A 13694-nucleotide genomic window follows, 5' to 3' on the forward strand; every position below is an offset into this window, starting at 1 on the left:
CGTTTTTGCAAGCCGGCGCAAACCGGACCGGGGATTACAGGTCGAGCAGCAGGCGCGCCGGATCTTCCAGCGCGTCCTTCATGGCGACGAGCGACAGCACGGCTTCACGACCGTCGATGATCCGGTGGTCGTACGAGAGCGCCAGATAGTTCATCGGGCGGATTACGATCTGGCCGTTTTCGACGACAGCGCGTTCCTTCGTTGCGTGCACGCCGAGAATCGCGGACTGCGGCGGGTTGATGATCGGCGTCGAGAGCATCGAGCCGAACACGCCGCCATTGGAGATCGAGAACGTACCACCCGTCATTTCTTCGATGGACAGCTTGCCGTCCTTCGCCTTCTGACCGAACTCGGCAATCTTCTTCTCGATTTCGGCGAGGCTCAGTTGATCCGCATTGCGCAGGATCGGCACCACCAGACCGCGCGGCGAACCGACGGCGATACCGATGTCGAAGTAGCCGTGATAGACGATGTCGTTACCGTCGATCGACGCGTTCACCAGCGGGAACTTCTTCAGCGCGTGCACAGCCGCCTTCACGAAGAACGACATGAAGCCGAGCTTCACGCCGTGTTCCTTTTCGAACTTGTCCTTGTACTTGTTGCGCAGATCCATGACCGGCGCCATGTTGACTTCGTTGAACGTAGTCAGGATGGCGTTGGTTTGCTGCGACTCGAGCAGACGCTCGGCGATACGCGCGCGCAGACGCGACATCGGCACGCGTTGTTCCGGACGGTCCTTCAGCCATTGGTCGGCCGATGCAGGCGCCTTCACGTCTGGCAGCGCAGGCTTGGCGGCCTTCGGCGCTGCGGCCGGTGCCGGCGCAGCGGTCCTTGCGGCGGGCGCGCCTGCGGTCAGCACGTCGCCCTTGGTGATGCGGCCGTCGCGGCCCGTGCCGGCGACGTCGCCAGCGGCCAGGCCCTTCTCTGCCATCAGCTTGCCGGCAGCCGGCGAAGCAGCGGTGTTCGCACCCGTTGCGGATGCAGCTTGCGCGGCCGGTGCAGCAGCCGGCGCGGGAGCCGGAGCGGCCACGGGCGCGGGCTTCACTTCGGCTTCGACAGCAGCGGCGCCTGCGGTGCCTTCCGTGTCGATCTTGGCGATAACCTGGTCAGCGGTGACCGTGTCGCCGTCGTTCGCGATGACTTGCGCGAGCACACCGGCTGCGGGTGCCGGCACTTCGAGCACGACCTTGTCGGTCTCGATTTCGATGAGAATTTCGTCTTGAGCAACAGCCTCGCCGGGCTTCTTCTTCCACTGCAGCATCGTGGCTTCCGAGACCGACTCGGACAGCTGGGGAACCTTGACTTCAACAATAGCCATTATGAATATCCTGAATACGTATCGGGTGACGGCGCGGTGAACGACGACCGCCTGCGGACCCTGCGTGCCGCGCTCCGAACCTTGAAGAAGGGTTGCGGAATGCGGCACGGGAAAGCGCGCTGCGCTTTCCCGGTCCGTCTCATTTCTTATTTAGCGATCGACGCGCTCTTGAGGCGGCCGAAAGCGCCTTCGACCAGCGCCTTCTGCTGCTCGTAGTGCTTCGCGTAGTAGCCCACTGCCGGCGAAGCCGAAGCCGGACGGCCGCTGTATGCCAGCTTCTGTCCTTCCTTCATGCCTTCCTTCAGGTGATGCTCGATGTAGAACCACGGGCCCTGGTTCTGCGGCTCGTCCTGCACCCACACCACTTCCGTCGCGTTGTCGTATTTCTTGATTTCCGCTTCGAACTGCTTGTGCGCGAACGGATACAGCTGTTCGATACGGACGATGGCGACGTCGTTCGACTTTGCTTCACGGCGATGCGCGACGAGGTCGTAGTACACGCGGCCCGAGCACACCAGCACGCGCTTGACCTTCTTCGCGTCGATGCTTTCGTCCACTTCGCCGAGCACCGGCTGGAACGACCCCTTCGCCAGTTCGGACAGGTCCGACACCGCTTCCTTGTGACGCAGCAGCGATTTCGGCGTAGCGACGATCAGCGGCTTGCGGAACAGGCGGATCATCTGACGGCGCAGCAGGTGGAAGATCTGCGCGGGCGTGGTCGGCTGAACGACCTGCATGTTGTGATCTGCGCACAGTTGCAGGAAACGCTCGATACGCGCGGACGAGTGCTCCGGACCCTGGCCTTCGTAGCCGTGCGGCAGCAGCATGGTCAGGCCCGACACGCGGCCCCACTTCACTTCGCCCGACGAGATGAACTGGTCGATCACCACTTGCGCGCCGTTCACGAAGTCGCCGAACTGCGCTTCCCATGCAACGAACGTGTTCGGTTCGGCGGTCGAATAGCCGTATTCGAAGCCGAGCACCGCTTCTTCCGACAGCACCGAGTCGATGACCGTGAACTTCGCCTGACCTTCGGCGATGTTCTGCAGCGGCACATACGTGCCGTCGTTCCAGCGCTCGCGGTTCTGGTCGTGCAGCACCGCGTGGCGGTGCGTGAACGTGCCGCGGCCCGAGTCCTGGCCGGTCAGACGCACCGCGTAGCCCGAAGCGACCAGCGACGCGAACGCGAGATGCTCGCCCATGCCCCAGTCGAGCTTTGCTTCGCCACGGCCCATCGCGCGACGGTCGTTGATGACGCGCTCGACCAGCGGGTGAACCTTGAAGTTTTCCGGGATCGTGGTGATGCGCTCAGCGAGGCGCTTCAGTTCCGCGAGCGGCACAGCCGTGTCGGCTGCGTCGGTCCACTTGCGGTTCAGGAACGGCACCCAGTCCACCGCGTACTTGCTCTTGTAGTTCGAGAGCACCGGGTCGACCGTGTGGTGGCCTTCGTCCATCGCCTTGCGGTAGGCCTTGACGAATTCCTCGCCTTCTTCTGCGGTGATGACGCCTTGCTGCACCAGCTTTTCCGCGTACAGCGCACGCGTGCCCGGATGCTTTGCGATGGTCTTGTACATGAGCGGCTGCGTGACAGCCGGCGTGTCCTGCTCGTTGTGGCCCAGCTTACGGAAGCAGACGATGTCGACCACGACGTCCTTGTGGAACTGCATCCGGAAGTCGATGGCCAGCTGCGTGGCCAGCACGACCGCTTCGGGATCGTCGCCGTTCACGTGCAGCACAGGCGCTTCGATCATCTTGACGACGTCCGAGCAGTACAGCGTGGAGCGCGAGTCGCGCGGGTCCGACGTCGTGAAGCCGATCTGGTTGTTAATGACGATATGCAGCGTGCCGTGCGTGCCGTAGCCGCGCGTTTGCGCGAGGTTCAGCGTTTCCATCACCACGCCCTGGCCGGCGAAAGCCGCGTCGCCGTGGATCTGCACCGGCAGCACCTGCAGGCCGCTTTCGTCGCCGCGGCGATCCATACGCGCCTTCGCCGAGCCTTCCACCACCGGGTTGACGATTTCGAGGTGCGACGGGTTGAATGCGAGCGACAGGTGCACCGGGCCGCCTTCGGTCGAGACGTCCGACGAGAAACCCTTGTGGTACTTCACGTCGCCGGCCGGCAGGTCGTCCACGTGCTTGCCTTCGAATTCGGCGAACAGGTCCGCCGGCATCTTGCCGAGCGTATTGACCAGCACGTTCAGACGGCCACGGTGAGCCATGCCGATGACGATTTCCTGCACGCCGCGGGCGCCGCCGTGACGCACGACTTCGTCCATCGACGCGATGAAGCTCTCGCCGCCTTCCAGCGAGAAGCGCTTCTGGCCGACGTACTTGGTATGCAGGAAGCGCTCGAGGCCTTCAGCGGCCGTCAGGCGATTCAGGATGTGCTTTTTCTTCTCGTTCGAGAAATTCGGCGTGGAGCGGATCGACTCCAGCTTTTCCTTCCACCAGCGCTTCTGCTCCGGATCGCTGATGTACATGTACTCGGCGCCGATCGTGCCGCAGTACGTGTCGCGCAGCGCCTTGACGATCTCGCGCAGCGACGCCTTTTCGAATCCGAAATACAGATTCGTGGCGCTGTACTCCTGGTCCATGTCGGCTTCGGTGAAGTCGTAGAACGCAGGTTCGAGTTCGGGAATGGCGGGACGTTCGCGGCGCTTCAGGGGATCGAGATTGGCCCATTGCGAGCCGAGGAAGCGATATGCGCCGATCAGGGACTGCACATAGACTTGCTTTCGCGCGGTAGCGAGGTCTTCGCCGCCGGTTGCGGTGCGCGGGATGAAGGCATTGGCCTTGGCCCGTTGCGCAAACGATTCGACGATCGGGCCGTGGGCCACGTCGTTGGCATTGCTGCCGTCCGATGCAGGAACATTCTGCAACGCGTCGAAATAGCTGCGCCAGTTCTCGGGCACTGACGCCGGGTTGTCGAGATATGCTTCGTACATTTCTTCAACGTACGGAGCATTGCCGCCGAACAGATAAGAGTTCGACTGGAATTGCTTCATCATTTTTACGCTCACCTTTCTTCGAGTTTCTCGAGAAATAGCGGGTTACAGAACCTTCCGCGACACGGCCTGACCGTTTAGCGGATTGCGCGAATCAAGTCTTGCTTGGAAGGACCTAAAACTTGCACCCGGGGAGCATATCACAGAACGGATAGTCCAGATAGCAGACGAATTGCCGCCCGAGCCCGCAGCGACGGGCTTTTGCGACGATTTGCGCGATCCGCAACAGTGTTCTGCGAGCAACGGGGACAAACGCGCACAAACGAACGGCCAACCCGCGCCAAATGCCGATAACGCCATTGGCATGGCGCAAAACGAAAAAGCCACCCAAGGGTGGCTTTGGGTGGCTTTCCATGAACCGCGGGCAGCAAAGACGCCGCGACCGGCGCGCCCCGCTTAGTCGACCGCGCCCTTGCGGCTTGCGGCACGGCGCTCGTGTTCCTTCAGATAGCGCTTGCGCAGGCGAATGGATTGCGGCGTGACTTCGACCAGTTCGTCGTCGTCGATGAATTCGACCGCGTATTCCAGCGACAACTGCACGGGCGGCACGAGGCGCACCGCTTCGTCGGTGCCCGACGCGCGCACGTTGGTAAGCTGCTTGCCTTTGATCGGGTTCACGACGAGGTCGTTGTCGCGGCTGTGAATGCCGATGATCATGCCTTCGTACAGCGCGTCGCCCGGCGACACGAACATGCGGCCGCGGTCCTGCAGCTTCCACAGTGCGTAAGCGACAGCCGCGCCGTCGTCCTGCGAGATCAGCACGCCGTTGCGGCGCTCGCCGACCGCGCCTTCCTTGACCGGCTGGTACGAGTCGAACGTGTGGCTCATCAGGCCCGTGCCGCGGGTGAGCGTGAGGAATTCGGACTGGAAGCCGATCAGGCCGCGCGCCGAAATACGATACTCGAGACGGGTGCGGCCACGGCCGTCCGACGCCATGTCGAGCATTTCGCCCTTGCGGCGGCCGAGCTCTTCCATCACGCCGCCCTGGTGCGCGTCTTCCATGTCCACGGTGAGGTTTTCGTACGGCTCGTGCTTCACGCCGTCGATTTCCTGCATCACCACGCGCGGACGCGACACGGCGAGTTCATAGCCCTCGCGACGCATGTTCTCGACCAGGATGGTCAGGTGCAGCTCGCCGCGACCCGCCACTTCGAACGTGGTTTCGTCGCCCGTGTCTTTCACACGCAGTGCCACGTTGTGGTTCAGTTCCTTCATCAGGCGGTCACGAATCTGACGGCTCGTGACGAACTTGCCCTCGCGGCCGGCGAGCGGCGACGAATTGACGAGGAAGTTCATGGTCAGCGTCGGTTCGTCGACGGTGATCATGGGCAATGCTTCCGGCTGCTCCGGCGAACAGATGGTCACGCCAATGCCGATTTCCTCGATGCCGTTGATCAGCACGATGTCGCCGGCTTCGGCCGAGTCGACCTGCACGCGCTCAAGGCCCTTGAATGACAGCACCTGGTTGATCTTGCGGTTCAGGATCGCGCCGTCCGGACCGGAGCGCACGGCGACCGCCATACCCGGCTTGATGCGGCCGCGCGTGATACGGCCCACGCCGATACGGCCGACATACGACGAGTAGTCGAGCGAGGTGATCTGCAACTGCAGCGGACCTTCGGGATCGGCTGCGCGCACCGGCACGTGCTTGAGCACGGCTTCGAAGAGCGGGCGCATGTCGCCTTCGCGCACGTCGGGCGTGAGGCCGGCATAGCCGTTCAGGCCCGACGCGTAGACGATCGGAAAGTCGAGCTGTTCGTCGGTCGCACCGAGCTTGTCGAACAGGTCGAAAGTCTGGTTGATCACCCAGTCCACGCGCGCGCCCGGACGGTCGACCTTGTTGACCACCACGATCGGCTTCAGGCCGAGCGCGAGCGCCTTCTTGGTGACGAAGCGCGTTTGCGGCATCGGGCCTTCCACTGCGTCGACGAGCAGCAGCACGGAGTCGACCATGGACAGCACGCGCTCCACTTCGCCGCCGAAGTCCGCGTGACCCGGGGTGTCGACGATGTTGATGTGCGTGCCTTCGTATTCGACCGCGCAGTTCTTTGAAAGGATCGTGATGCCACGTTCTTTTTCGATGTCGTTCGAGTCCATCACGCGCTCGGCAATCTGCTGATTGTCGCGGAACGTGGCGGTCTGGCGGAGAAGCTGGTCGACGAGCGTGGTCTTGCCGTGGTCGACGTGGGCAATGATGGCGATGTTGCGTAGGGCGCGGGTCATAGGAACCTGGAGACAGTTGAGTGCGCCGCTTGCTCATGCCGCTTACCCCTGCCGTTCACCCTTTTTACCAGAGCAATACGAGGACAAATTTACGACAAGCCCAAAGCGCACTTTTGGGAACCCAATATTATAGCACTGAACAGTTATGCCATCTGGTATTCCCTGATAGCAAGCCGCTTCGTGCAGCGTTTCGCGCGCGACCGGCCCGACGACGAACCTCCAGCCGCCCTACGTGAAAACGCGCCAATCCTTACTTGAGCGCGGAAATTTAATTGCCTAAGCTGCAATAACGCTTGCCCAGTCAATCATCCGACTCTTATAATCATGCCTAGTCAACCATTGCATTCGCACGAGAATCATGACGGAGCCGTCTCGAACACCTGCGCCTGAGATCAGCGAGTACCAGCTTGGCGAAAGCGTCGGCTATCTGCTTGCGCGGGTGAAATCGACCATGTCGAACCTCATCACCCAGCGCACCATGGCGGAGCTTGGCATCACCAGCCAGCAAGGCAGCATTCTGTTCATGGTGGCAAGCGGCAAGTGTCTGCTGGCGGCGGAACTGGCCCGCGAATACGGCATAGACGCAAGCGCCGTCACGCGCCTGATCGACCGGCTGGAAAAGCGCGGCCTGCTCACTCGCGTGCGCAGCAGCGAGGACCGGCGCGCCGTGCGGCTGGCACTCACGGCGGAAGGCCACGCAATCGCAGCCAAAATGCCGAAGATCTTCAATAGTGTGCTGGACAACCTGCTCGCCGGCTTCACGCCGGAGGAAGTGGGGTTTCTGAAAAGCATGCTGCGCCGGGTGCTGATCAATTCGGGCGAATGCACGGCCTTTACTCGTGACTCAGCAAGTAATTCTCAAGGCAAGTCCTGACAAATTGCTTGCATTGTCCATCATTACATTCCACTCAAGAGTCGAGCGATGAAATCCCTTTCCCTGTCCGCGCCCGCGCTTTCCGGCCGGGCCGCTGTCGCCGCCGCGGTGGCAGCGCTCGCCCTTACGGGGTGCGCGAACTACTTCGGTGTCAAGAGCGACAAACAGATTGCTTCGCCGGCGCAGTATGAGTCCACGCAAAGTCTGGCGGGCCAGGCCGGCCAGTGGCCGTCGCTCGACTGGGCCAGTCAGTTCGGCGATCCACAACTGCCGAAGCTGATTGCCGAAGCGCTGGAAGGCAGCCCCTCGATCGCCCAGGCGCAGGCGCGTCTCGCGAAGGCGTCGTCGTACATTGAGAGCTCGCGCTCGGCGCTCTACCCGAAAGTTACCGGCAGCTATTCGTGGACGCGCGAGCTCTTTTCCGGCAACGCGCTCTACCCGCCCCCTTACGGCGGCACCTGGTACAGCGAGAACAACGTGCTCGCGAGCGCATCGTGGGATCTCGACCTGTGGGGCAAGAACCGTCAGCGCCTCGGTCAGGCCGTATCGCAGGAGAAAGCGGCCGAGGCCGACATGCAACAGGCGCGCGTCACACTCGCGGCGTCGGTGGCGAGCACCTACAACCAGCTCGCACAGTTGTACGCGTTGCGCGACATTGCCGCGCGTGAGATCGAGAATCGTCAGGAGATTGGCCGCATCACCAACGGTCGCGTCGCCGCGGGACTCGACACCAACGTCGAGCGCCAGACCGCGACCGGCAATATTGCGACGAGCCAGTCGAACCTGACCGACCTCGACGGTCAGATTACCGTGGTGCGTTATCAGCTGGGCGCGCTGCTCGGCAAGGGCCCGGACCGCGGCCTGCAGATCGCCCAGCCGGCGCTCGCAGTGGGCGGCGCAGTAGCCTTGCCCGACAATCTGCCCGCCGACCTCGTCGCGCGCCGCGCCGATATCGTGGCTGCGCGCTGGCAGGTCGAAGCGGCCATGCACGACGTGAAGGAAGCGAAGGCCGAGTTCTTTCCCGATGTGAACCTCGCGGCGGGCTTCGGCTTCGACGCGTTCGGCTGGGGCCGTTTTCTGAAGGCCGGCAGCCGTCAGATGCAGTTCGGCCCGGCGATTCATCTGCCGATCTTCGACGCTGGCGCGCTGCGCTCCCAGTTGAAGGGCCGTTACGCCGACTTCGACCTCGACGTCGCCAATTACAACCAGACGCTCATCAATGCGTTGTCGGACGTGGCGACGCAAGTCTCGTCGATCCGCTCGATCGACCAGCAATCGGGCGACGCCCAGCGCGCGCTCGACGCCTCCACGAAGGCTTACCAGCTCGCCGTGATCCGCTACAAGGCGGGTCTGTCGCCGCAGTTGCAGGTGCTGACCGCCGACCAGAACCGCCTCGCTGCCGAGCAGACGGTCACCACCTTGAAGATGCGCCGCCGCAATCTGCAGATCGGCCTCATCAAGGCACTCGGCGGCGGTTTCGACGCGACCCAGACGGGCCTCGTGGTGCCTGCCGACGAACGGTCAGCGGCGCCGGCCGCCGCGGCCAGTACGGCGCCCGCCACGACCACGGCAGCAAAGTGAGCGGCGCAAGGCGCAACGGCACAGACTGAACGCAGCACGCACGAACATTTGAATAAACGACGACGTTTGAGAGAACCCGGAGCACATCAATGAGCACCCCCCAGCAGCCCGCGGCTACCAATCAGCCGGCACAGCCTAACAAGCCGGCCCAACCGGCGAACAACGGCAAACGCAAGCGCATGATGACGCTGCTCGTCATCGTGATCCTGATCGCGGCCATCGCCTACGGCCTGTACTACTTCCTCGTGGCGCGCTTTCACGAAGACACCGACGACGCCTATGTGAACGGCAACGTCGTGCAGATCACGCCGCAGGTCACCGGCACCGTCGTCGCGGTGAACGCCGACGACACGCAGACCGTCAAGGCCGGCGACCCGGTCGTCGTGCTCGACCCGGCGGACGCCCGCGTCGCCCTCGAACAGGCGGAAGCGAATCTCGCGCAAACGGTGCGCCAGGTGCGCGGCCTCTTCGCCGACGACAACCAGTACCAGGCCCAGGTCGCGCAGCGCCAGGCCGACCTGTCGCGCGCGCAGGACGACCTGAAGCGCCGCCTCACGGTGGCGCAAACCGGCGCGGTGTCGCTCGAAGAAATCTCACACGCGCGCGACGCCGTGAAGAGCGCGCAGGCCGCCGTGGAAGCTGCCCAGCAGCAACTCGCGTCGAACCGCGCGCTGACGGCGAACACCACCATCGCGAACCACCCGAACGTGCAGGCCGCCGCCGCGAAGGTGCGCGACGCCTATCTGAACAACGCCCGCAACACGCTGCCCGCCCCGGTGACCGGCTACGTTGCCAAGCGCTCGGTGCAGGTCGGCCAGCGCGTGTCGCCCGGAACCCCGCTCATGGCGATCGTGCCGCTCGGCGGCGTGTGGGTCGACGCCAACTTCAAGGAAGTGCAGCTCAAGCACATGCGCATCGGCCAGCCGGTCGAACTGACAGCGGACGTCTACGGCTCGTCGGTGGTCTATCACGGCACGGTGGTCGGTTTCTCGGCGGGCACGGGTTCGGCGTTCTCGCTGTTGCCCGCGCAGAATGCAACCGGCAACTGGATCAAGGTGGTGCAGCGCCTGCCGGTGCGTATCGCGCTCGATCCGCAGGAGCTCGAAAAGCATCCGCTGCGTATCGGTCTGTCGATGCAGGCTGACGTCAGCATCAAGGACGAAAACGGCGGCAAGCTGGGCGACGCGCAGAACACCGTCTACCAGACCAACGTGTTCGCCAAGTACGGCGACGAAGCCGACGCGGAAATCGCCCGCATCATCGCGGAAAACGCAGGTCCGAACGCCGGCACGCAAAAAGCCGCGCAGTCCGGCACCGGTAAGCCCGCGGCTGCAAAACTGATGTAAGCCGCGCGGCGACTCATACAAGGCTTTTTGCATGGCTCAGGCTCAGGCCCAACTCCCGCATCCGCCGCTCGAAGGCGCGCAACTGGTGATCGGCACCATCGCGGTGTCGCTCGCCGTTTTCATGAACGTGCTCGACACCTCGATTGCGAACGTGTCGATTCCGTCCATTTCCGGCGACCTCGGTGTGTCGTCCGACCAGGGAACATGGGTGATCACGTCGTTCGCGGTCGCCAACGCGATCTCGGTGCCGCTCACCGGCTGGCTCACCGACCGCATCGGTCAGGTGCGGCTCTTCATGGCGTCGATCGTGCTGTTCGTGATCTCGTCATGGATGTGCGGCCTCGCGCCGACGCTGCCCTTCCTGCTCGCCTCGCGCGTGCTGCAAGGCGCGGTGGCCGGCCCGATGATTCCGTTGTCGCAAACGCTTCTGCTCGCGAGTTACCCGCGCGCCAAAGCGCCAATGGCGCTCTCCATGTGGGCGATGACCACGCTGATCGCGCCGGTCGCCGGCCCGATTCTCGGCGGCTGGATTTCGGACAACATCTCGTGGCCGTGGATCTTCTACGTCAACATCCCGGTCGGCGCGATTGCGGCGGTAGCCACGTGGATGATCTTTCGCAACCGCGATTCCGTCGTCAAGAAAGCGCCAATCGACGGCGTGGGCCTGAGCCTGCTGATCCTTTGGGTCGGCGCGCTGCAGATCATGCTCGACAAGGGCAAGGACCTCGACTGGTTTTCGTCGACCACGATTGTCGTGCTCGCACTGGTCGCGGTGATCGCGCTGGCGTTTTTCATCGTGTGGGAATTGACGGCCGAGCATCCGGTAGTCGATCTGTCGCTCTTCAGCAAGCGCAACTTCACCGGCGGCACGATCGCGCTGTCGGTCGGCTACGGGCTTTACTTCGGCAACCTCGTGCTACTGCCGCTATGGCTGCAAACGGACATCGGCTACACCGCAACTGAAGCCGGTCTTGTGATGGCGCCCGTCGGCGTCTTCGCGGTGCTGCTGTCGCCGATCACGGGCAAGGTCCTGCCGCGCACCGATCCGCGCTACATTGCGACGCTGTCGTTCCTTGTGTTCGCACTGTGTTTCTGGATGCGCTCGCGTTACACGACCGGCGTGGATACGTACTCGCTGCTGCTGCCCACGCTGATTCAGGGCATCGGCATGGCCGGCTTCTTCATCCCGCTGGTGTCGATCACGCTGTCCGGCCTGCCGGGCAACCGCATTCCGGCCGCCTCGGGCCTGTCGAACTTCGTGCGGATCATGTGCGGCGGCATCGGCACGTCGATTTTTCAAACGGCGTGGGACCATCGCACGATCATGCACCATGCGCAATTGACGGAGCGCGCCAACGCCTACAACCCGGTATTCGATCAGTCGATCCGGCAAATGGGCGCTGCGGGCTTCAGTCAACCGCAGGCGTATGGACTTTTCAATTCAATGGCCACACAGCAGGCCGCGCAATTGGGCGTGAACGACCTGTTCTACGTGTCGGCGGGAATCTTTGTCGCGTTGATCGCGCTGATCTGGATCACGAAGCCTGAAAGAGCCGGTGGCGATGCCGGTGCCGCTGCCGCTGCGGCGCATTGATTTTCGCTTCTGACCGCGCGTAGGTAGATGATGAAAAGGCGGGACCGTTTGCACGCGGTCCCGCCTTTTTTGTTGCAACCGCTCTGGCAGTTGGTGAACAGTTGGTCAGCAGTTGTTCAGCGGTTCTTCGATCAGAGGGGGTGCGGTATGTGTCGCTTGCCTGCTCCGCCGCGAAAGGCCGCTAATCGGTTGCCGTGACGATCAGCCGCTCCGGCGCCAACACCCCTTCCCCGCGCTTCGCGACGCCGAGCAGGCGGCCCTGCGCCGCCGCGTACACACGCACGCGCGACGCGCTCATCGCTTCATCGCTCAATTCGAGTTCCGATAGCTTCAAGCGCTGACCATGCAGAAAGCGGCGCGTCGCGTCTTCGTCGAGATGCACCGAAGGAAACGTCGACAGCAACGCGTCCACCGGTTGCAGCCATGCATCGCGCTCGCTCTCGGTCGCGTCCGACAGCGCGTCGAGCGTCACCGCATGCTCGAGTGTCAACGCGCCCACGCCGGTGCGCCGCAAAGCCACCAGGTGGGCGCCGCAGCCCAACGCCTCGCCAATGTCTTCGGCGAGCGTGCGCACATACGTGCCCTTGCTGCACGTGACGCGGAAGGTGACATCCGGCAGCGCGCACGCGAGCAGCTTCAGCGAATGGATCGTGACCTCGCGCCCTTGCCGCTCGACGGTCTGGCCCGCGCGCGCATATTCGTAGAGCGGCTTGCCGTCGCGCTTGAGCGCGGAATACATCGGCGGGACCTGCATGATATCGCCGAGAAAGGCCGGCAGCACCGCGCGCACCGCGGCTTCGTCGCAGGTGACCGCGCGCGTGTCGACCGGCTTGCCCTCGGCGTCGCCCGTAGTCGTGCGAATACCGAGGCGCATCGTGGCCTCGTACGTCTTGTCGGCTTCAAGCAGATCTTGCGAGAACTTGGTGGCTTCGCCGAAACAGAGCGGCAGCAGGCCGGTGGCGAGCGGATCGAGCGTGCCGGTGTGGCCCGCCTTTTTGGCCAGATAGAGGCGCTTCGCGCGAATCAGTGCGTCGTTGCTCGACAGGCCGAGCGGCTTGTCGAGCAGCAGCACGCCGTCGAGCGCGCGGCGCGGCACGCGGGGGCGTTCAGGTGCGGTCATGTCGGAAAACGGTTTTCCATGGAAGCCGGAATGGCGTCAGACGTGCAGCGCCCGGTCCTTGCGGCCCGCGGCGCGTTGCAGGCGAGCCCGCCTTCAGTCTTCTTTGGCGCGACTGGCGTTTGCTTCGTCGATCAGACGCGACATCTCGACGGCGCGCTCGATCGTCTTGTCGTAATGGAAATGCAGCGTCGGCACCGTATGAATATGGAGGCGCTTGAACAACTGGTTATGCAGATGGCCGGCTGCATGCGTGAGCGCCGCGAGCGTCTGCTGCGGATCGCCCGTCAGGGTCGTGAAATAGACCTTCGCATGTGCATAGTCCGGCGTCAGCTCGACGCTCTGGATCGTGACGATCCCGATGCGCGGGTCCTTGACCTCGCGCAGCAGTTCCGACAGATCGCGCTGGATCTGATCGGCGAGCTGCACGTTGCGATTGGGTGAAGAACGTTTTTTAGGCATGGTGTTATGTGATCCGTTCTGACGGATGCAAAAATGGTTCGCGACAGCGCGGCTATTGAAAGCGCGCCACTGGCGCAGCGCAACGACAGCGAGCGTTGCGCGAAGCGGCAGGCCCAAAAACAACGGGCGGAGCGGGCGTTGATGCCCCCTCCGCCCCTTGGAACCTTGCCGCGT

General features: G+C 63.4%; 8 protein-coding genes and 1 pseudogene. 4 read left to right on the forward strand and 5 right to left on the reverse strand.

What is annotated here, in order from left to right; translation table 11 throughout:
* Positions 1 to 34: 34 nt before the first annotated feature.
* From odhB to typA, 3 genes are all read right to left on the reverse strand, one after another.
* On the reverse strand, positions 35 to 1318 hold the full coding sequence (gene odhB, locus F757_RS0127250; protein ID WP_027214148.1) for a 2-oxoglutarate dehydrogenase complex dihydrolipoyllysine-residue succinyltransferase: 1284 nt from the start codon (positions 1316 to 1318) through the stop codon (positions 35 to 37).
* Positions 1319 to 1464: 146 nt separating this feature from the next.
* Complete coding sequence (locus F757_RS0127255; protein WP_027214149.1) at positions 1465 to 4326, reverse strand: 2-oxoglutarate dehydrogenase E1 component; 2862 nt, start codon at positions 4324 to 4326, stop codon at positions 1465 to 1467.
* Positions 4327 to 4719: 393 nt separating this feature from the next.
* Positions 4720 to 6546: a translational GTPase TypA gene (gene typA / locus F757_RS0127260; RefSeq protein WP_027214150.1), complete on the reverse strand. Its 1827-nt coding sequence runs from the start codon at positions 6544 to 6546 to the stop codon at positions 4720 to 4722.
* 358 nt (positions 6547 to 6904) lie between these two features.
* On the opposite strand from typA, the gene F757_RS0127265 reads away from it, so the two are divergent.
* The 4 genes and pseudogenes from F757_RS0127265 to F757_RS0127280 form a co-directional block, all read left to right on the forward strand.
* Positions 6905 to 7420 carry a MarR family winged helix-turn-helix transcriptional regulator gene (locus tag F757_RS0127265; RefSeq protein WP_027214151.1) on the forward strand — a complete coding sequence of 172 codons (516 nt, stop codon included), beginning with the start codon at positions 6905 to 6907 and terminating at the stop codon, positions 7418 to 7420.
* Positions 7421 to 7468: 48 nt separating this feature from the next.
* Positions 7469 to 9001, forward strand: coding sequence for an efflux transporter outer membrane subunit (locus F757_RS0127270; RefSeq protein ID WP_027214152.1), 1533 nt, complete (start codon positions 7469 to 7471; stop codon positions 8999 to 9001).
* Between the two features lie 89 nt (positions 9002 to 9090).
* Positions 9091 to 10347, forward strand: coding sequence for an EmrA/EmrK family multidrug efflux transporter periplasmic adaptor subunit (locus F757_RS0127275; RefSeq protein WP_027214153.1), 1257 nt, complete (start codon positions 9091 to 9093; stop codon positions 10345 to 10347).
* Positions 10348 to 10369: 22 nt separating this feature from the next.
* A pseudogene (locus tag F757_RS0127280) lies at positions 10370 to 11941 on the forward strand (DHA2 family efflux MFS transporter permease subunit); the annotation flags it as partial.
* 181 nt (positions 11942 to 12122) lie between these two features.
* On the opposite strand, the gene truB reads toward F757_RS0127280, so the two are convergent.
* Both truB and rbfA read right to left on the reverse strand, forming a co-directional pair.
* Positions 12123 to 13061, reverse strand: coding sequence for a tRNA pseudouridine(55) synthase TruB (gene truB, locus F757_RS0127285; protein ID WP_027214155.1), 939 nt, complete (start codon positions 13059 to 13061; stop codon positions 12123 to 12125).
* A gap of 93 nt (positions 13062 to 13154) precedes the next feature.
* Positions 13155 to 13520, reverse strand: coding sequence for a 30S ribosome-binding factor RbfA (rbfA, locus tag F757_RS0127290; protein ID WP_027214156.1), 366 nt, complete (start codon positions 13518 to 13520; stop codon positions 13155 to 13157).
* Between the last annotated feature and the right edge of the window lie 174 nt (positions 13521 to 13694).

This window comes from Burkholderia sp. WSM2232, assembly GCF_000472545.1.
Lineage (GTDB): Bacteria > Pseudomonadota > Gammaproteobacteria > Burkholderiales > Burkholderiaceae > Paraburkholderia.

Coding starts and splice junctions, on each gene's coding strand:
- odhB (WP_027214148.1), bottom strand. CDS start 1,318: ATGGCTATTGTTGAAGTCAAGGTTCCCCAGCTGTCCGAGTCGGTCTCG.
- F757_RS0127255 (WP_027214149.1), bottom strand. CDS start 4,326: ATGATGAAGCAATTCCAGTCGAACTCTTATCTGTTCGGCGGCAATGCT.
- typA (WP_027214150.1), bottom strand. CDS start 6,546: ATGACCCGCGCCCTACGCAACATCGCCATCATTGCCCACGTCGACCAC.
- F757_RS0127265 (WP_027214151.1), top strand. CDS start 6,905: ATGACGGAGCCGTCTCGAACACCTGCGCCTGAGATCAGCGAGTACCAG.
- F757_RS0127270 (WP_027214152.1), top strand. CDS start 7,469: ATGAAATCCCTTTCCCTGTCCGCGCCCGCGCTTTCCGGCCGGGCCGCT.
- F757_RS0127275 (WP_027214153.1), top strand. CDS start 9,091: ATGAGCACCCCCCAGCAGCCCGCGGCTACCAATCAGCCGGCACAGCCT.
- truB (WP_027214155.1), bottom strand. CDS start 13,061: ATGACCGCACCTGAACGCCCCCGCGTGCCGCGCCGCGCGCTCGACGGC.
- rbfA (WP_027214156.1), bottom strand. CDS start 13,520: ATGCCTAAAAAACGTTCTTCACCCAATCGCAACGTGCAGCTCGCCGAT.